We start from the raw sequence: 19,061 nt of genomic DNA, 5'->3' as shown, positions 1-19,061 counted from the left end.
CGTCCACCGACCCGCGTACGAGGGCCCATGGACAGACTCCGCATTCCCAACATAGCGACGTACCTCCCGATCGCGCCTTCCGATCTGCTGGTGGCCGCCCCCATCGCGGCCAGACTCCTCTTCGGTTTGAGTCCGGCCGGCCGGGTCGTACAGGCGGCAGCTCTCAGCGTGTACGCGGGCAGCGCCCTCGTCGACTGGGCGATCCGGGCGGACGCGCGCCGCGTGGACTTCGAGGACGCGTTCGGCTTCGACCCGCTCTCCCCGCCCCCGGCCTCCGAGGAGGAGCGGAGACGGGATGTCGAGGGTCTGGTCGAGCGGCTGAACGCCAACTACGTGCCGATGCGGACGCCGCGGAAGGAACTGGCGGAGCAGGTCGACCTGCACCTCACCGATTTCCTCGCGGAACTCACCGGGCAGCGGCTGGAAACGAGTGCACAGGTCCGGGATTTCATGCTCGCGCAGATCGTGTTCCCGTTCGCGCTCGGGGCGGCGGACCCGTTGACCGGCGATGTCGCGATCTTCAGGAGCACCGGCGTGTTCGAACCCCATGTGATCGCGCACGAGTTCTGCCACCGCAAGGGATACATGAAGGAGGTCGAAGCGCAGATCCTGGGCTATCTCGCGCTGGTGGATTCGGGTGAACCCGTGCTCGAGCAGTCGGCCCACTGCGAGCGCCTGGACCGCCAATTGTGGGTGCTGGCGGAGCGGGACGCCGCCGCATACAACGGCCTCCTCGACGACCTGGGTCTCCGGGAGGAGCTGAAGGACGCGTTCGCGGTGCGCCACCCCGCGGAGGGCCCGGTCGGCGGCGTGGTGGGTCCGATGATGAAGAACGCCTACAACGCCCGCATGAAGCTCACGGGGCAGAACGGCCTCTCCGACTACGACGAAGGCTTCACGGACTTCCTTCTCGCGACCGAGCGGAACGCCGACTCGTGAACCTGCAGGATCCGGCGCTCACCTTCGCCCTCGCCATCACCGCGGGCGTCGTCGCGCAGTCCGTCGCGCGGCATGCCCGCATCCCCGGCATCCTCTTCCTGCTCGCGACCGGCATCCTCCTTGGGCCCGAGTTCGCGAACATCGTGCGGCCGGACACGCTGGGCGAAGGGCTCAATCCGATCGTCGGACTCGCGGTCGCCGTGATCCTGTTCGAGGGGGCGCTGCAACTCAACATCGACCGGCTGCGGCGCGAAGCGCTCACGATCCGCCGGCTGATCACCCTGGGGGCGGTGATCACGATCGCCGGGGCCACCGTCACGGCGATGCTCGCGCTGGGCTGGGACTTCCGGATTGCGCTTCTCTTCGGCGCGCTCGTCTCGGTCACCGGTCCGACGGTGATCAACCCGCTCACGAGGCGGATCCGCCTGCGCAGAAACCTGCGGACGATCCTCGAGGCGGAGGGCGTGCTCATCGACCCGGTCGGGGCGATCCTCGCGGTCGTCGCGTTCGAGATCGCGCTCTCGTCGACGGCGGGCGACGTGGGGGCGGGCTTCCTCGGACTCCTCACGCGGCTGGGCCTCGGCTCGGTGATCGGCGTCGCGGGCGGCTTCATCATCGGCGGGCTGCTCAGGATGCGCCGCGCGATCCCGTCCGACCTCCGGAACATCTTCACGCTCGCGAGCGTGCTCGCGCTCTACCAGGCCTCGCACGCCATCCTGCCCGAGAGCGGCATCATGACCGTCGCCATCGCCGGACTCGTCGTCGGCAACATGGGGCCCCGTCACGCACGCGAACTCGTCGAGTTCAAGGAGCAACTCACCTTCCTGCTCGTGGGACTTCTCTTCGTCCTTCTCTCGGCGGCCGTGGACCTCGGCGATGTCGTCGCGCTGGGCGCCGGTGGGATCGTGACCGTGATCGTGCTCGTCGCCATCGTTCGTCCCCTCTGTGTCCTCTTCTGCACCTGGGGCGCGGGCCTGCGCCGGAACGAGCAGGCGTTCCTCGCCTGGCTCGCCCCACGCGGCATCGTCGCGTTTGCCGTGTCTTCGCTGTTCGCATCGGAACTCGCGCACAGCGGGATGGAGGCGGAAGGAAACGAACTGCGCGCGATGGTCTTCCTCGTCATCGCGGTCACGGTCATCGTACTCGGCGGCACGGGCGGCCTCATGGCGCGCCTGCTGCGGGTCCGAAAGCCGTCCAACTACGGGTTTGCCATCGTCGGAGCCAACCCCATCGGGCGCGCGCTCGCCCGCACTCTGCGCGCCGCACGCAGCGGGAACGCCCCCATCGTCCTCATCGACACGAACCCGACGGAAGCCGGGGCCGCGGAAGGCGACGGATTCCGCGTCGTGCTCGGCAACGCGAACGAGTCGCGCGCGCTCATCAAGGCCGGGGTCGACGCGCGCCGCGCTGTCGTGGCACTCACGCCGAACGAAGGCGTGAACCTTCTCATCGCGAAACGAATCGAGGAGAGCTCCCCGGGCGTGAGCCGGATCGTGGCCATCGACCCGCTCTCACCCGGAGTAGGACCGGAACAGGTCGACGAGAGCGGCGCGGCCGTACTCTTCGGGTTCGGGGTCGACTTCGAGCGCTGGGCACACAATTTCCGGCGGGATCGAGTGGAGATCGAACCCCTCATCTTCGAGGGCGTCGCCGGTCTGCGCGTCACCCAGATCGAGGCCCTGGCCGACCGCCGGTCGCCCGCTCTCGCGCTCGTGCACCGGCGCGGCAGGCGCGAACAGCCGGTGTCCAGCGGCACGACGCTGAAGCCCGGCGACGTGGTCTGGTTCGGCTGGCTGCGCGCACAGACGGAACTCGTGGAACCGCGCCTCGCCCGGGCCGGATTCCGCCGACCGGAAGCCGAGGCCGGCGAGGACGGAGGGGTGGCCGAAGAGGATGGGGCGGCCGACCCCGGTGGCACGCCTCCGGGTGACGGGCCAGATTCGAGCCCATGAGAATTCATACCGCCCGGCGCACGCACGGCTTCACGGAATCCGTGATTCGGATGATGACCCGGCTCTCGAACGAGCACGGTGCGATCAACCTCTCGCAGGGCTTCCCCGACTTCGAGTCGCCCGACACGCTCAAGATCGCGGCCGCCCGCGCCATCTACGACGACGTGAACCAGTACGCGATCACGTGGGGGAGCAAGCGCTACCGCGACGCGCTTTCCGCCCGCTATCGCGACTGGTACGACATGGATGTCGACCCCGAGGCGCACCTCACGATCACGTGCGGCGCGACCGAGGCGATGATGGCCGTCCTCCTCGCGGTCGTGGACCCGGGCGAGGAAGTCATCGTCTTTGAGCCTTTCTACGAGAACTACGGTCCGGACACCACGCTCTGCGACGCGACCCCAGTCTTCGTGCCGCTGACTCCGGAGTGGCGGATCGACTTCGACCGGCTGCGGACGGCGTTCAGTCACCGCACGCGCGCGATCATCGTCAACACGCCGAACAACCCCACCGGCCGCGTCTTCAGCCGCGATGAACTCGAGAAGATCGCGATCCTGTGCCAGGAGTTCGACGCGTACGCGATCACCGACGAGGTCTACGAGCACATCCTGTACGACGGCGCCCGCCACATCCCGATGGCGACGCTCCCCGGCATGCGGGACCGGACGATCACCATCAGCGCGGCCTCGAAGACCTTCGCGGTCACGGGGTGGCGGATGGGGACGATCGTCGCGCACCCCGAGTTGTCGGACGCGATCCGCAAGGTCCACGACTTCCTCACCGTGGGAGCCGCCGCGCCCCTTCAGGAGGGAGTGGCCGCGGGCCTCGAGATGCTCCCGCCTTCGTACTATGAGGGGCTCGCCGATCTCTACGGCGCGAAGCGGGACCTCTTCTATCCGGCGCTGGTCGAGGCCGGGTTCGATTGCCGGCAGCCGGAAGGGGCGTACTACGTTCTGGTGGACTTCTCCGATCTCTCGGAGCTGCCGGATGATGAATTCGCCTTCTGGCTCACGCGCGAGGTCGGCGTGGCCCCGGTTCCGGGTTCGAGTTTCTTCCACGATCCGGAGGACGGACGCAAGCTCGTGAGATTTGCTTTCTGCAAGACGGAGGCTCTGCTCGAGCAGGCCGCCGAGCGACTCGTGACGATCAGGGCGCGCGTGTGAAGCTCCCCTCCGTAGAGCGGCTCGCCGCCGCCGCGTGGGCGACGGCCCGGCGTTTCCCCGTGGTTCTGGCGTGCGCGGCCATCGCGGCCATCGCGGCCATGCGGGCCATCAACGCGGAGTCGGCGGCCGAACTCCGCCTCGTGGCCACCGCGGCCCTCGGCCTTCCGCTGCTCACGGGACTCACGCTGTTCGCGGAGCGCTGGAAACTCGCCTGGCCGCGGCACTGGGCGCTGCGCGGACTGGGGCTGGCCGTGCTGGCCCTCTACTACTGGCAGTGGCCGAACTGGGGCGAGAACATCGCCGGCCTCCGCCACTTTCACCTGACCGCGACCCTGCATCTGCTCGTCGCGTTCATCGTCTACCTGGGTGTCCGCGAGCCGAACGGGTTCTGGCACTTCAATCGCACGCTCTTCTTCCGCTTCGGCCTCGGAGCGATCTACACGGGCGTTCTCTTCGGCGGACTCTCGATCGCGATGTTCGGCATCGACAATCTCTTCAATATCGACATCGCCGATGAGAACTACGGCCGACTCTTCTTTTTCCTCGGCTTCGTCTTCCAAACGTGGTTCGTGCTCGCGGGCGTGCCGGACGATTTCCAGCGGCTGGAGCGGCGCGACGACTATCCGGCGGGTCTGCGCGTCTTCGCCCAATACGTGCTCCTCCCGCTCGTCGCCGTATACCTGACCATCCTCACCGCCTACCTGGGACGTGTCGTGATCACGACGACGTGGCCCAGCGGGTGGATCGGCCTTCTCGTCTCGGCACTGGCGGCCTTCGGGATCCTTTCGCTCCTCCTCGTGCATCCCCGCCGCGGGCAGGAAGGCCACGCCTGGATCGACACCTACGCCCGCCTCTTCTGGATCCTGATCATCCCGTCCATCGTCATGCTTCTGCTCGCCATCGGGCAGCGCATCGGACAGTACGGGATCACCGAGCGGCGGTACCTCCTCCTCCTGCTCGGGGTCTGGCTGGCGGGCGCGGCCATCTTCTATACGGTGACGCGGTCGCGCGAGATCAAGTGGATCCCGCTCACCCTCGCGATCATCGGCGCCATCACTTTCGTCGGGCCCTGGTCCGCCTATGCCGTGGCCGAGCGGAGCCAGGTGGGACGACTCGAGGATCTTCTCTCAACGCACGGGGTCCTGACGGACGGCAGGGTTTCGCCGGCCGCGCTCGAGATCCCGAACGAAGACTGGCAGCAGGTGAACGATGTCCTGCTCTACCTCATCTCGTGGCACGGGACATCCGGGATCGACGAGTGGTTCGAGGGCGGGGTGACGACCGTGGATACGATCGGCGATGGAACCGAGGCCTCGGTGAGAGTCTCGGAGGCCGGTCGCCGCGCGACGCTCATCGCCGAACACTTCGGGCTCGTACCCTCCGGCGGACTTGTGGCAGACCCCGCCGGATTCGTCGAAATCTCCGCCCCGGGGGGACGGTACGCCGTCGTCCCGGTGTCCGGGTTCGACGAGGCCGTCCCCGATGTCGACCTGCTTGGAGGACAGTACACGGTCCATGGCGATTCGCTCACCTTCGAGGCAACGGCGGACAGCCTCGGGACGACGATTCGCCTTGGCGGCAGCGAACTGGCCACGGTCCGGTTCGAAGCGTTGGTCGCCCGTGCCCGCCGCGCCGGAACCGCGACCTCGCCGGGAAGAGTACAACTGCCGTCGGATTCGCTCCGGCTCGATGCCTCCGGCGGTGGCGTGACGGCCAGTGTCCAGGTGACGCAACTGCGGATGCGTGATCCGGAGGGGGAGCTGAGAACCGTCCGCGCATTCGGGACGCTCCTGCTCATCCGCGCCGAGGACTCCCCGCTGCAGCAGCCCGGGGGATAGCGGCTCCGATGGGTGAGACCAACCCTTCACGCCGCCCCGCTGTCCCATGGGATGGAACCTGCCCGGCGCTTGCGCGTATGTCTTGAGATCGGATACCGCCCCTGCCCCTGGAGCCGACGTGAAGCTGATTCGAAGAGTCGCCGCCGCCTTCACCCTCTGGGCCCTGGCGATCGGGGCCTGGGCCGCAGTTTCCCACCTCACGAGTCTGCCCGGGCCGGCACAGGCGAGTACGGCGACGCTGGATCGCGTCGCGACGGCGCTCGAACGGGCGGATCCGCCAGGGGCGCTCGGCGCACCGCAACGGTTAGCCGCCAGCCAGCTTCGCCGGACGGCCCACACGGCCGGGCGGATCAACGGTCGTATCGAGCGCGCCGTGGGCGCATGGGTGGACCGCCTGGGGCACGGAGACGCACACGGCCAGCACGTCCAGTCCGAATCCGCCCCGATGACCATCAAACAGGCGATCCACGTGACTCCCTCTGCCGGACCTCGCGTCACGATCACGGTGGACGCGCGATCCGCGCGGCTCGGGGAGCTCTATGCGCTGGGTGTGGCCTCGCGCAGTCCATCAGCGGCGCCGCACGGGGGATTGTGGATCGATCAGATCGAGAAGGCCCCGGCCGGGTCGGCCGAGGCGGACATCAGGCTGCGCGCGGCGCGTCACGGGGAGACATGGTCGCTGAGGGCCGCGGAAGCCGGGTCCGCGCTGGATGCGGCGGCGATCCGGCTGGACGTGGATGCGAACCTCGACCGGAAGAAGCTCCGGGAGCGGATCGAGAAGCTGCTCGATCTGCTCGAGGATCTCAATAACTTTGAGGGCGGTCGCTAACCGGCGGTCGGATTCGAGAGGCGCGTGACACCCCGCAGCACGCTGGCCGGCGCGGCCGCGGTGTTGGCCGCAGTCTCGCTCGCCGGCCTTGTGCCCTCTGCATCCGGGCAGGCGGCGCACGCGGGGCACACCATGACGGCGGACGCCGGCCGACCGACGACATCCACGGCGAGCATCCGTATCGTGGACGACCCGGAACGCAAGGAACTAGCGGTCATCCTGGGTCCGATCGACCTCCCCGCCCGCTCCTCACATCACATGGCCCAGTTGCCCGTGCAGGAAGGCTCAATCCCCTTCGACCTGACGATCCGGGGCTACCGCACGCACATCATCGACGGTGAGGGCCGACCGGTGCCGCGCCTCGTGCTGCATCACATGAACCTGCTCGATCCGGGACGGCGCGAGCTGTTCCTGCCGATCATGCTCAGGGTGCTGGCGGCGAGCCACGAGACTCCGCCACTGAGCCTCCCGGGATGGCTGTTCGGCATCCCTATGAAGGGCGGCTCCAGATTCCTGGCTCTCACCATGCTGCACAATCCGACGGAAGTGGACTACGAGGACGTAACGGTGCATCTGACGCTCGAGTACGAACGCCTCGCCCACCTGCCCGTGTACCCGGTCGCGCCGTTCCACCTCGACGCGATGTACCCCGAGGTCTCCACGACCAAGGCCTGGGACCTTCCGCCCGGCCATTCGGTCAAGACGTGGGACGCGAGTCCCGCGATCCGCGGGCTCATCATCGGGCTCGGCGGTCATCTCCATGCGCACGCGTCCCGGCTCCGATTCGAGAACCTCTCGACGGGCGAGGTGCTGTACGACATCCAGCCCAGGCTCGATGAGGAGGGGCGCGTGGTCGACATCCCGGCGCTCGTGTACCGAGGGCGCGGCGTCGGCGTGCTCGTCGTTCCCGAGCACCGCTACCGGATCACCGTCGAGTACCTGAACCCGTTCGATTCGGTGATCGAGGATGGCGGCATGGGGTCCATCGCCGGCGCCTTCATCCCGCTGGAAGACCTGCCCGCCGCGAATCCCCGGGCGGCGCTCTTCTCCGCCGACTACGACTGGGTCCTTCGAAGCCAGGTCGAACACGGCGCGGTCCGCGAAGGCGGACGCTAGGGCCCTCCGGCCCGTCTCCCCGACTCAGTTCTCCCGGCTGTACTCCACGCGGCCGCCGATGATCGTGTAGTCCACCGCCGTCTCCAGGATCTCGTCAGCGGGAATCGTGAGGATGTCCCGCGAGAGTACGGTGACATCGGCCAGCTTCCCGACCTCGAGCGTCCCTTTGAGGTCTTCCTCGAACGCCGCGAACGCGTTCGCCCACGTGTACGAACGGAGCGCCTCCTCACGCGTCATCGCCTGTTCCTCGTAGAAGGTCGCCCCACCGTCGACCAGGCGCGTGACCGTGCAATGGAAGCTCGCGAGCGGGTCCGCGTCCTCGACCGGAACATCGGTGCCGTTCGTAACGATGGCCCCGGCCCTCATCAGATCCTGCCACACGTACGCGCCCGAGCGCGCCCGGCCCTCGCCGAGGCGGAGGGCGACCCAGGGGCCGTCGGAGCAGGCGTGGACGCCCTGCATCGAGGCGATGACCCCGAGTTCGGCGAAGCGCGGGATGTCCGCCGGATCGATGTGCTGCGCGTGCTCGATCCTCCAGCGCAGGTCGCTCATGTCCGCATGGTCCGCGAAGGTGCGCTCGTACAGGTCCAGCACCTCGCGGTTCGCCCGGTCCCCGATCGCATGAGTGTTGACCTGGTAGCCGTGCTCAATGGCCAGCCGCGCCACGCGCTCGATCGCCTCCGGGGGGTTCGTGGCGAGCCCCGTGGTCGACGGCATGTCCGAGTAGGGCTGGAGCAGCCATGCCCCGTGCGAGCCCAGCGCCCCGTCCGCGACCTGCTTGATCGACCGCACGGTCAACCGATCACTGCCGTACCCGATCATGTGGTACTCGTCCAGTCGCCCCTCGAGGGCTTCGGCCCCGCCCTGCAGCATCACGTACAGCCGGACCGGCAAGCCGCCCTCATCGGCGAGCCTCTTCAGCAGGTCCACCGTCCCGAAGCCGGACCCCGCGTCCTGGAAGCTCGTGATTCCCTTCCGGAGCAGGTCTTGGTTCGCGAGCCGCACCTGTTCGCGGGCACGCGCATCGCGCTCCGCCTCCGAGCGGCTTGCCTCCTCCTCGCTGAATGCCCTCCGCGCCAACCCCTGCGCGGTCTCCCGCAGAACGCCCGTGGGTCGTCCTGTCGCGTCGTGCACGATCTCGCCGCCCGCCGGGTTCGGCGTGTCGGCGTCGATCCCCGCCAACTCCAGCGCCTTTGCATTCACGAAGGAAGCGTGGCCGCTCGCGTGCGTGAGGATGACGGGATTCTCGGGGCTCACCGAGCTGAGACCATCGTGGACCGGCTGTCCCTCGACCATCGGATCGGGCGGCTCGCTCCACTTCTCCTGATGCCACCCGCGTCCACTGATCCAGGCCCCCGGCTCTGCGCTGGAGGCCGCCTCCCCCACGAGGCTGACGATGTCGCCCCACGTGTCGGCGGCGGTCAGGTCGAGGATCATTTGGGCGTTACCCAGACCCATGAAGTGGCCATGCCCCTCGATGAAACCGGGGATCGCGAGCCGGCCTCCGAGGTCGATCACCTCGGTGCCCTCCCCGATCCAGCCGGAGACGTCGCCGTCCGCGCCGAGCGCGACGATTCGCCCGTCCCTCGAAGCCAGGGCGCTGACGACCTCCCCGCCCTCGCCCGCGAGCGTCGCGATCTTGCCGTTGGTCAGTACAAGTTCGGCCTCTCCCTCCAGCAGTCCCCCGTCGGCGTCCGCCGAATCCCCGGCATCTGGCGCGCAGGCTGCAAGCGTTGAGAGGAGAAGCAATCGAACGAAGGCGGACGGCACTTCACGATGTCGAATCATGGTTCTGACCTCGGTCTGGAGCAGTTAGGTTGATCATAGCGGCCCGCCACGGATGACGCACAGCAGGCAAGCCGCCACAGCCACGGCAGCTTCCCGTCCGGATGCGGTGCCGGTAACTTCACGGAGTCCTTCCAGGCCCGCGTAACCTGCGCGGCTTCATGGGAATAACGGGAGACTGAGGACCGTCGCGATGAGGAGACAGCGCAGCGCCAGATGGTGGGGAGCCGGCCTTGCGGTGGGGCTCGCCTGCGCGCTTCCGTCCGCGGTCGAGGCCCAGATCGGTGTCCTCGCGGGCTACAACCGGGATACTCTCGGCGAGTTCCTGCCGGAGAACGGGTTCGGCCTCACGGATCTTGCCGACGGCTATCACGTCGGCGTGTTCCTGAACTTCAACCTGGCGGCCTTCTCCATCCGGCCGGCCGTCATCTATCACCGCATACCCGATCTCGTGGCGATGGCCGGCGAGGAGGAGATCGAGTTCGACGTCGACCTCCTGGAATTCCCGCTCGATTTCCGTATCCGACTCCCGATGCCGCTCGTTCAACCCTACATATTCGCCGGGCCCGTGCTGACCTTCCCGTCCAGCTCGTTTTCGGGCGTGGACGACCTGCTCGAGGCACGGCCTGTTCGCGCCGAGTTCGGCATCGGCTTCGAAGCGGACGTCGGGTTCCGTCTCTGGCCCGAAGTACGCTATGGATTCGGACTCGGTTCGCTGATGGGATCCGCCGTCCCCATCGGGTCTGGCGTACTCAGGGGCGATGGAGACCCCCGACACGACACGCTGACCCTGCGCCTCGGCATCAGCTTCTAGCCCGGAGAGCCCCGCCCCACCGAAGGTGGTCCTGGTCACCCCCCGGACTTGACTCACCGAAGTGCCTGTGATCATTTGGGTTCAATGTACCGAATAAATGCCGAATATCGCCCATTGGATTGACGGATGCGCGGAGTTTCGGAGAAACGGCGCTCGATCCGGGGACGCGGCAGCGCGCACAACCCGGCAAACCGCTTCCTCCCTCTCGCGGTCGAGCGGGAAGCCTGGACGCTCGCTTCCGACCCGGATCCGCAGACGGAGATTTTGGAGGACCGCTCCCGCTCGATCATCTCCTGGAACGACAGCCCGGACCTCGGCTTCGACGCCAGCCTGAACCCCTACCGCGGGTGCGAGACCGGGTGCTCGTACTGCTACGCGCGGCCCACTCACGAGTACCTCGGGCTCTCCGCCGGACTCGACTTCGAGAGCCGCATCCTGGTGAAGCCGGAGGCACCGGCGCTCCTGAGGCGCGAACTGGCGTCGCCGCGATGGGAGCCGCAGGTACTCGTGCTCAGCGGCGTGACGGACCCGTACCAGCCGCTGGAGCGCCGACTCGGGATCACGCGCCGCTGCCTCGAGGTGCTGGCCGAGGCCCGGAACCCGGTGGGGATCGTGACCAAGCACCACCGGGTGACGCGGGACATCGACCTCCTACGTGAACTCGCGCGTTACGACGCCGTGCAGGTGCAACTCTCCATCACGACGCTGGATCGCTCTCTACAGCGAAGGCTCGAGCCGCGCGCTTCGACGCCCGAGCGGCGGCTGGACGCGATCGCGCGCCTGGCGGATGCGGGCATCCCGGTCGGCGTGAACGTGGCACCCGTGATTCCCGGGCTCACGGATCATGAGATCCCGGCCATCGTGGAAGCGGCGGCGAAGGCGGGAGCCGGGCGGGCGATCTACATCATGTTGCGTCTTCCGTTCGGGGTCGCCGCCCTGTTCGAGGACTGGCTGCAGCGCAACTGTCCGGACCGGGCGCAGAAGGTGCTCAACCGCATGCGGGAGTTGAGAGGCGGGAGCCTGTACGCGTCAAACTACGGGGAGCGGATGCGGGGGCGCGGCCCATTCGCCGAACAGGTCGCGCGGCTCTTCGCGCTTGCGCGCGCGAAACAGGGAATCGAACCGCGCGACTACGACCTCTCGACAGAACACTTCCGGCCGCCGAGGGCCGGCCCCCAACTGGGCCTGTTCGACTAACCTTCGGGGTCGTCTACGCCCCGCCGCCACCTGAAGGCACCCTCCCGGTCTTCCAACTCGACGGTGAGCGTTTGCGCCGCGCCGTCGCGGACGATGCGGACCGACACCTCCCCCGGTTCGACATCGGCGAGAGCCTCCCGCAGGTCGTTGGGGTCGTTGACATCCTCATCGCCGATTCCGACGATGACGTCACCCGCCCGCAGGCCGCCCTCCGCGGCCGGCGTATCCTCGTGCACGGAGGTCACGAGCACGCCGGCCTCCACCCCGAAGTACTCCGCGAGCTGATCGCCGAGGCTCTGAGTGTTCGCGCCGAGCCGCGGGCGCCCCCCAAGGAAGAAGACGCGGTTCAACCCCTCCGCGGCTCGTTCCCGGGCATCCCGGAGCCGTTCCTCCACTTCGAGCGCCCGTTCCCGCGCGTCTCGCGAAGACGGGGAGTAGGCGCGCGACAGGTCGATCTGCGGGGAAATGAAGGTCATCCCACCCCTCGATGCGAAGCCCGTCCGCCCGGCAAGCTCAACGGTCACATCGCGTTCCGCACCGTCGCGCAGCACGGTGAGATCCACGGCGCGCCCCGGCGGCGTCTCGCCCGTCAGCCTCCGCAGCTGCGCGACGCTCTCGAGACGCTCGCCGTTCCAGGCCACGATCACGTCTCCGCTCTCGAGGCCGGCTTCGGCAGCCGGTTCCCCGTCGACGACATCGAAGATGTAGACCCCGCGGGGCTGCGGCATCCCGAGTTCAGAGGCGCGTTCGTCGTCGACGTCGGTGACGTCCACGCCCAGGTATCCGCCGCTCCCCGGGTACGATACTCGCACCGCTGCGCGACGCGCGTCCTCGTCCTCCTGGGCCGCGGCCGGCGCGACGCCCGCGTACAGGCCGGCGACCAACGCCACGGCTAGCCCGATGCCGAGCGAATCCTTCCAGTCCTTCATGTATCCTCCCCGGGATCATCCCCCAATCAGTGAGCTACTGACTACGTTTCCTGTGGGGTCGGACACTCCGGGGAGGGAGGTCGGTTGCCCGAGTCCGGCAGCCCGTGATTGCTACCGGTCAGGCGCGAAGAAGAGGGGGATGCCGCCCTCGGTCGGGGCGATGACCATGTTGTTCTCCCCCTCGCCGATCTTCCCGAGCATCTCCAGGTAGCGCCAGTACAGGTAGCGCTGGCCCGAGATGCCGGCGAGGCTCTCGGCGATGATGTCCTGCGCGTCCCGGATGCCCTCGGCCTCGGCGCGCTGCTGGTTCGCCTGTTCGACCACGACCTGGGTCTGGTACTCCTCGGACTGCACCTGCTGCTCGCGCGACAGCTTGGCCTCGATCGCCTCCCGGATCGTTTCCGGCGGCACGACTTCGCGCACGAAGAAGTCGGTGATTTCGACCCCGCGCGGGTTGAGGCGGCTCGTCATCAGCGCCTCGATGCGGCCGGAGATGCCCGTCCGGTTTGTGGACAGGATGTCCGAGGCCTCGATCTCCGCGATCGCGTCGCGGATGGCGGAGCGGTAGGTGTTGTAGACGAACGAGGCGACCGCGTTTTCATTCCCCACCGTCAGGTAGAGATGGACGACGCTGTCCGCGTTGATCCGGTAGCGATACGCCGCGTCGACCGCGATCTGGAGCTGGTCGGAGGTGAGGGCGTCCAGACGTTCGGCCTGGCCCCCGGCGGGATACTGGACTTCCCGCAGCGGATAGTTCGTCCACGAGCGCAGGATGTTGTGATGCAGCCCCTGTGTGTAGGGGCGGGGCGCGACGGCCCCGGTGACCGGGTTCCGCTTGACCGCCACCTCGTACTCGTCGATGCGATTGAAGCCGAACACGAGCAGGATGAGTACGAACAGGGCACCGGCGACCGCGGCCACCGTGCCGATACGAAGCGATTTCACTGACTGAGCCATTTCTCGTCCTCCGAAAAACTGAGACTGTGCCCGTGGGCGGAGCGGCCACACGGACGGTATCGTACATGGGTTCACAGCAACATAAGCTGCTACACTCCCGGCCGGAGGATCATTTGTGATTCGACAGCTGTTGCGTGCCGCGCTGATGGCGCCGCTCGTTGCGTCGGCCTGTTCGGCTCCGGCGCCTGATTACGACATCATCATCCGCGGCGGGACGGTCTACGACGGGTCCGGCGACGCCCCTCGCACCGCCGACGTGGCGATCGCCGGGGACCGGGTCGCGGGCATCGGCGACTTCGCCTCGGCCTCTGCCGCCACGACGATCGACGCGACGGGACTCGCGGTCTCGCCCGGCTTCATCAACATGCTTTCGTGGGCCACCGAATCGCTCATCGTCGATGGCCGCTCGCTGAGCGACATCCGGCAGGGCGTCACGCTCGAGGTTTTCGGCGAGGGCAACTCCATGGGGCCGCTGAATCCGGAGATGAAGGCGGACATGCTCGCGCGTCAGGGCGACGTGCGCTTCGAGGTCCCGTGGACGTCGCTCGGCGAATACCTCGACCACCTGGTGGAGCGCGGAGTCGCGACGAACGTGGCCTCCTACATCGGGGCGACGACGGTGCGCGTCCACGAACTGGGCCACGAGGACCGCCCGCCGACCACCGAGGAGCTGGGCCGCATGCAGGACCTCGTGCGGGACGCGATGCGCGAGGGCGCTCTCGGGGTCGGATCGTCGCTCATCTACGCGCCGGCCTTCTACGCCGACACCGATGAACTCATCGCGCTCGCGAGCGCCGCGGGCGAATTCGGCGGCGGCTACATCTCCCACCTGCGGAGCGAGGGGAACCGCCTCCTCGAAGCCGTGGACGAATTGATCACGATTGCGCGGGAATCCGACGTACGGGCCGAGATCTATCACCTGAAGGCGGCCGGCAGCGACAACTGGGGGAAGCTGGACGAGGTCATCGAGCGCGTGGAGGAGTCCCGGGCCGCGGGACTCGAGATCACGGCCGACATGTACACTTACACGGCCGGCTCGACCGGGCTCGACGCGGCGATGCCGCCGTGGATCCACGAGGGCGGGCACGCCGCCATGATCGAGCGGCTGCGCGATCCCGAGACGCGCGAGCGGATCGCGGCGGAGATGCGGACGCCCACAGACGAGTGGGAGAACCTGCTGCTCGCCGCCGGATCCCCCGACCGCGCGCTCCTCGTCGGCTTCCGGCAGGACTCGCTCAAGTACCTGACCGGCCGGACGCTGGCCAATATCGCGGAGATGCGCGGCACGGGCATCGAAGAGACCGCGATGGACCTCGTCGTGCAGGACGACAGCCGCGTGGGGACGGTCTACTTCATGATGTCCGAGGACAACGTGCGCCGTCAGGTCGCCCTGCCGTGGGTGAGTTTCGGGTCGGACGCCGGGTCGCTCGCCCCGGAGGAACCCTTCGTGCGCTCGAGCACACACCCGCGCGCGTACGGAAACTTCTCACGGCTTCTGGGCCGGTACGTGCGCGACGAGGGAATCGTCCCGCTGGAAGAAGCGGTCCGCAAGCTCACGTCGCTGCCCGCCGCCAACCTCCGGATCGAGGGGCGCGGCCGGCTCGCGCCGGGAACCTTCGCCGACGTGGTGATCTTCGACCCCGCCACGATCGCCGATCACGCGACCTTCGAGGAGCCGCACCAACTGTCGACCGGTGTGCGCGACGTGTTCGTGAACGGCGTACAGGTGCTGTCGGAAGGCGAGCCGACGGGCGCCACGCCCGGACAGGTGGTAAGGGGCCCCGGCTGGGAGGGCGCCGCCGACCCGTCCTGACAGGCTATGAATGCCCCGGGGCGTCAGTTCCCTCTCGCGCCGCCGTCGAAGGCCCGGCTGTCGGAGGCCCCCCAGCGGAGTCCCGTGTCCCAGTCGATGTAGATCCCCATCGCCTGCCCCTGCCCGCCGCGGGTTCTCATGACGTGTCCCATGGCTTCGTACAAGCGCTTTGTGTCCGGCGAGAATCCCCATTCCTCGAAGGACGTCACGTCGGGGAACCACTGGTGGTGAATCCGCGCCGACTCGATGGCCCGGCCGAACTCGGATCCGGTCATCCCGTGATCCACGACGTTGAGCACGACCTGAAGCGTCGTATTGATGATGGTGCGGCCGCCCGGACTCCCGATCGCGAGCACGGGCCGGCCGTCGCGCGCGACGATCGTCGGCGTCATGCTCGACAGGGGCTGCTTCTCGGGCGCCACGAGGTTGGGCGGCGTCCCGATCGTACCGCGTGAATTGGTGCGGCCCGGAATCGCGTTGAAGTCGCCGAGTTCATTGTTCAGCAGGAAGCCGGCGCCGGGCACGACGATGCTCGACCCGTAGCCGAACTCGAGCGTGTACGTCACCGAGACCGCGTTCCCCTCGGAGTCCACCACCGAGTAGTGCGTCGTCTCCTCGCTCTCGCGCAGGAAGGCGCCGTTGAACGCCGCCGAATCGCTTCGGGAGGCGCGCTCCATGTCGATGCTCGCCCTCAACTGATCCGCATAGGCCTTGGAGGTCAGGCGATCGATCGGCATGTCCGGATTGAACTTCGGGTCGCCGAGATGGAGCGCCCGATCCGCGTACGAGCGCCGCATGGACTCGGTTAGCAGGTGCAGGTAGAGCGCCGAGTTGTGCCCGATCTCCGCCAGGTCGTATCCCTCGAGGATGTTGAGCATCTCCACGAGTCCCGTGCCCCCGGAACTGGGCGGCGGCATCGAATAGACGTCGTAGCCCCGGTACGTCCCGTGGATCGGGGTCAACTCGTCCGCCTCGTAACGGGCCAGGTCCTCCTCGGTGATGAGACCCCCGTGCTCGGCCATGAAGTCGGCCAAAAGCTTCGCCGTCTCGCCGCGGTAGAAGCCGTCGTGTCCGTCGGCCTGGATGCGGCGCAGCGTCCGGGCAAGGTCCGGCTGCCGGAAGGTCTCCCCCGGCTCGTACATGCGGACGCCATCCTTGAGGAAGGCCGCGCGGGTGGCGTCATAGAGCGGGCCTGCCCGGCCGGGCAGCGAGCCGAGCCAGTTCCGCATCGCCCACGTGGAGGGCATGCCGTCCTCGGCCAGCCGGATCGCCGGCTCGACGAGATCCGCCCACGGCAGGCGGCCCAGGCGTTGGTGCGCCTTCCACATGCCGGCCACCGTGCCGGGAACGCCGATCGCGAGCAGGCCGATGTGGTTCGAGTTGTCCCGGACTTCGCCGTTCTCGCCCAGGTACATGCGCTCGGTGGCCGCGAGCGCCGCCTTCTCGCGGAAGTTGAACGTCGTCACTTCGCCGTCCGCCCCGTGATACACGAGGAAGCCGCCGCCCCCGATGTTCCCGGCGGATGGCAGGGTCACGGCGAGCGCGAAGGCGGTGGCCACGGCCGCGTCGACCGCATTTCCACCCTTCGCCAGGATCTCCTGGCCCGCTTCCGAACCGAGATAGTGGCTGCTCACGACCATGCCCCCGCGCGAAGGCGCGGCCATGCGGCCCGACTGGGCGGCGAGCGGCGCGAAGACGGCCATGGTGATGGACACGCACAGGGCGAGGGTCCGGGCGGCGAACGCGTGCTTCCGGGGCATCGGGGAGCCTCCTCTACGGGTTCCGCGGGCAATGTCGCGCAATCGTGCGCAATGTCGGGTGACTCCGCGCGGTCGGAAAGAGCGGCCGGCAGAGCGGCACGGAAGGGCTGCGGTCAATTCGAGGGCGGCACGAGCGCTATCGCGCGCAGGGGGCCGCCCGACCCGCCCGCGATCTTCATGGGCAGGGCGATGACGGTCGCGCCGCGGGCCGGCAGGCGGTCCAGGTTCGTGAGATTCTCAAGACCGGGCGCGGTGGCCGCCGCGACGATCTGGTGCACGATGAAATCGGTGGAGGCTCCGTAGTCGATGGAGGCCACATCGGCTCCGAGGGCGGCGGCCCCGCGCTCATCGACAAGAAGGCGTGCGGCCTCCTCGCCGTAGCTCGGGAAGTTGAGTTGCGAGGCATCGCCGGGCGTGTCGTCGCCGAGGTAGGAAAGGGCGTCGGGCCAGCGCGCGCTCCACCCCGTGCGCAGGAGGACCAGGCTCCCGGGCTCGATCCGGCCGTGCTCCGCCTCGTGCGCTTCGACATCCGCCACGGTCAGCCGATAGTCGACATCTGCCGCCGCCTGAGCGGTCATGTCGATCACGACCGCCGGGCCGACGAGCCGCCTGAGCGGAATCGATGCGACGTCGGGCCCTCCCTCGAGGAAGTGGATGGGGGCATCGATATGGGTGCCGCCGTGTTCGGCCGTGGCCAGGGCGTAGGCAGAGTAGAAGTAACCGCCCTCGGTCTCGCCGAAGGCCAGCTCTTCCAGCGCGAACCCCGCGGTGTCCGTCGGCCAGTAGACCGTCTCGTCGCCAAAGGCGTGGCTAAGGTCGACCAGGCTGTAGCCCTCCAGATCGAGCGCTCCCGGAGCTTCTCCGTCCGGTTCTTCCGGGACAGCCCGGGTGTCGCCGGGTGTCTCCACCCAGACCGAACAAGCCGCCGTGGCGCACGCGATGAGGGCGGCGGCGGCCGAACGCGAAAGGTCCGATTTCGTCATGGTCCCTCTCCTCTTCTCTCCCGGGCTGTCGAGCGACCGTCCATCGGGCCGCCCGGCACCTGAAAGTGGCGACCCGCGGTTGGCGAAGCGAGATTCGCACATGCGCAACGTCACTCGGGGTCTCCTCGTCGTCTTCCTTGCCTGCCTCGGGTATGGGGCTCTGCCGATCTTCGCCAAGCTCGCACTCGCCGAGGGCGTTGACGTGCTGCCGTTGCTGGCCTGGCGTTTTCTGCTCGGGAGCGGGTTGCTGTGGATCTTCGTGGCGGTCACAGGACGCCCCAGACCGCCGCGTGCGCGCCTGCTCAGCCTTGGTCTTCTGGGGCTCATCTACGCGTCCAACGCGACATTCTACATGCTCGGGCTCGACCGCCTGCCGGCCTCGGTCGCGACGCTCGTCCTGTTCAGCTATCCGGCCATGACCGTGCTTCTGGCGCGCCTCTGGATCGGCGAACAGCTGACGCGCCGCCGCATCGCCGCCCTCGCGCTGACCACGGCCGGGTGCGCGCTCACCGTCGGCACGGGGCTGGGAGGGGGTGACCCGCTCGGGGTGGGGCTCATCGTGCTCGCGGTCGTGTTTCTCGCGGCGTGGATCGTGCGGAGCCACGGGGTCTTCGCCGATCTGCCGCCCATCTCCGCCACAGCCACGGTCCTTTCCTCCACCGCCGTCGCGATCTCGGTCGCCGGGCTGGCCACGGGGGGCATCGGCGTGCCCCTCGCTCCCGCGCCGCTGCTCCTCCTGGGCGCGATCGGCCTCTTCTCGACCGCAATCCCCATCACGGCCTTCCTCATCGGCATCCAGTGGATCGGCCCGGGCAGGGCCGCGACCGCCGCCACCATGGAGCCCGCCGTAACGCTCGCACTCGCCGCCGCCGTGCTCGGAGACCGCCTCTCGGCCGGGCAGTGGATGGGCGCCGCACTCATCCTCGCCGGGGTCATCGCGCTTCGGCTCGAGCCACGGTCCGCCATCGTCGAAGGGCATCCCTGAT

Annotated in this window: 15 protein-coding genes; 10 read left to right on the top strand and 5 right to left on the bottom strand. The window is 68.3% G+C overall.

Annotated features, from left to right (window positions below; translation table 11 throughout):
- The first annotated feature begins 27 nt into the window (after positions 1–27).
- The 6 genes from ACOOGH_RS04125 (at position 28) to ACOOGH_RS04100 (ending at position 7,837) form a co-directional block, all read left to right on the top strand.
- On the top strand, positions 28–939 hold the full coding sequence (locus tag ACOOGH_RS04125) for a DUF3810 family protein (protein ID WP_420447708.1): 912 nt from the start codon (positions 28–30) through the stop codon (positions 937–939).
- Complete coding sequence (locus ACOOGH_RS04120; RefSeq protein WP_420447707.1) at positions 936–2,891, top strand: cation:proton antiporter; 1,956 nt, start codon at positions 936–938, stop codon at positions 2,889–2,891. Before ACOOGH_RS04125 ends, ACOOGH_RS04120 begins: the two co-directional genes overlap by 4 nt.
- Positions 2,888–4,054, top strand: coding sequence for a pyridoxal phosphate-dependent aminotransferase (locus ACOOGH_RS04115; RefSeq protein ID WP_420447706.1), 1,167 nt, complete (start codon positions 2,888–2,890; stop codon positions 4,052–4,054). The genes ACOOGH_RS04120 and ACOOGH_RS04115 overlap by 4 nt, the downstream gene beginning before the upstream one ends.
- On the top strand, positions 4,051–5,892 hold the full coding sequence (locus ACOOGH_RS04110) for a DUF4153 domain-containing protein (RefSeq protein WP_420447705.1): 1,842 nt from the start codon (positions 4,051–4,053) through the stop codon (positions 5,890–5,892). The genes ACOOGH_RS04115 and ACOOGH_RS04110 overlap by 4 nt, the downstream gene beginning before the upstream one ends.
- 118 nt (positions 5,893–6,010) lie before the next feature.
- Entirely contained in the window at positions 6,011–6,721 is a 711-nt protein-coding gene (locus ACOOGH_RS04105; RefSeq protein ID WP_420447704.1) for a hypothetical protein, read from the top strand.
- Between the two features lie 24 nt (positions 6,722–6,745).
- On the top strand, positions 6,746–7,837 hold the full coding sequence (locus tag ACOOGH_RS04100) for a hypothetical protein (protein ID WP_420447703.1): 1,092 nt from the start codon (positions 6,746–6,748) through the stop codon (positions 7,835–7,837).
- A 24-nt stretch (positions 7,838–7,861) separates the two neighbouring features.
- Here ACOOGH_RS04100 and ACOOGH_RS04095 read toward each other — a convergent pair whose 3' ends face one another.
- Complete coding sequence (locus ACOOGH_RS04095; protein WP_420447702.1) at positions 7,862–9,625, bottom strand: amidohydrolase; 1,764 nt, start codon at positions 9,623–9,625, stop codon at positions 7,862–7,864.
- 190 nt (positions 9,626–9,815) lie between these two features.
- On the opposite strand from ACOOGH_RS04095, the gene ACOOGH_RS04090 reads away from it, so the two are divergent.
- Complete coding sequence (locus tag ACOOGH_RS04090) at positions 9,816–10,436, top strand: hypothetical protein (protein WP_420447701.1); 621 nt, start codon at positions 9,816–9,818, stop codon at positions 10,434–10,436.
- A 126-nt stretch (positions 10,437–10,562) separates the two neighbouring features.
- On the top strand, positions 10,563–11,633 hold the full coding sequence (locus ACOOGH_RS04085) for a PA0069 family radical SAM protein (protein WP_420447700.1): 1,071 nt from the start codon (positions 10,563–10,565) through the stop codon (positions 11,631–11,633).
- Here ACOOGH_RS04085 and ACOOGH_RS04080 read toward each other — a convergent pair.
- Entirely contained in the window at positions 11,630–12,562 is a 933-nt protein-coding gene (locus ACOOGH_RS04080; protein WP_420447699.1) for a PDZ domain-containing protein, read from the bottom strand. The two genes, ACOOGH_RS04085 and ACOOGH_RS04080, sit on opposite strands and share 4 nt — an antisense overlap.
- A gap of 111 nt (positions 12,563–12,673) precedes the next feature.
- Positions 12,674–13,507: a prohibitin family protein gene (locus ACOOGH_RS04075; protein WP_420447698.1), complete on the bottom strand. Its 834-nt coding sequence runs from the start codon at positions 13,505–13,507 to the stop codon at positions 12,674–12,676.
- A gap of 157 nt (positions 13,508–13,664) precedes the next feature.
- Between ACOOGH_RS04075 and ACOOGH_RS04070 the strand changes: the two genes are divergently transcribed.
- Positions 13,665–15,332, top strand: a complete 1,668-nt coding sequence (locus ACOOGH_RS04070; protein WP_420450059.1) for an N-acyl-D-amino-acid deacylase family protein — start codon at positions 13,665–13,667, stop codon at positions 15,330–15,332.
- A 23-nt stretch (positions 15,333–15,355) separates the two neighbouring features.
- Here ACOOGH_RS04070 and ggt read toward each other — a convergent pair whose 3' ends face one another.
- Together ggt and ACOOGH_RS04060 are read right to left on the bottom strand one after the other, a co-directional pair.
- Positions 15,356–17,092, bottom strand: coding sequence for a gamma-glutamyltransferase (gene ggt, locus ACOOGH_RS04065; RefSeq protein WP_420447697.1), 1,737 nt, complete (start codon positions 17,090–17,092; stop codon positions 15,356–15,358).
- 113 nt (positions 17,093–17,205) lie between these two features.
- Complete coding sequence (locus tag ACOOGH_RS04060; RefSeq protein ID WP_420447696.1) at positions 17,206–18,075, bottom strand: cyclase family protein; 870 nt, start codon at positions 18,073–18,075, stop codon at positions 17,206–17,208.
- 100 nt (positions 18,076–18,175) lie between these two features.
- Between ACOOGH_RS04060 and ACOOGH_RS04055 the strand changes: the two genes are divergently transcribed.
- Positions 18,176–19,060: a DMT family transporter gene (locus ACOOGH_RS04055; RefSeq protein WP_420447695.1), complete on the top strand. Its 885-nt coding sequence runs from the start codon at positions 18,176–18,178 to the stop codon at positions 19,058–19,060.
- The last annotated feature ends 1 nt before the right edge of the window (position 19,061 follow it).

The sequence above is a fragment of the Candidatus Palauibacter sp. genome (genome assembly GCF_965213655.1).
GTDB lineage: Bacteria > Gemmatimonadota > Gemmatimonadetes > Palauibacterales > Palauibacteraceae > Palauibacter.
The sequence above is the reverse complement of the archived record's forward strand: the minus strand, read 5'-3'. Positions and strand labels throughout refer to the sequence as shown.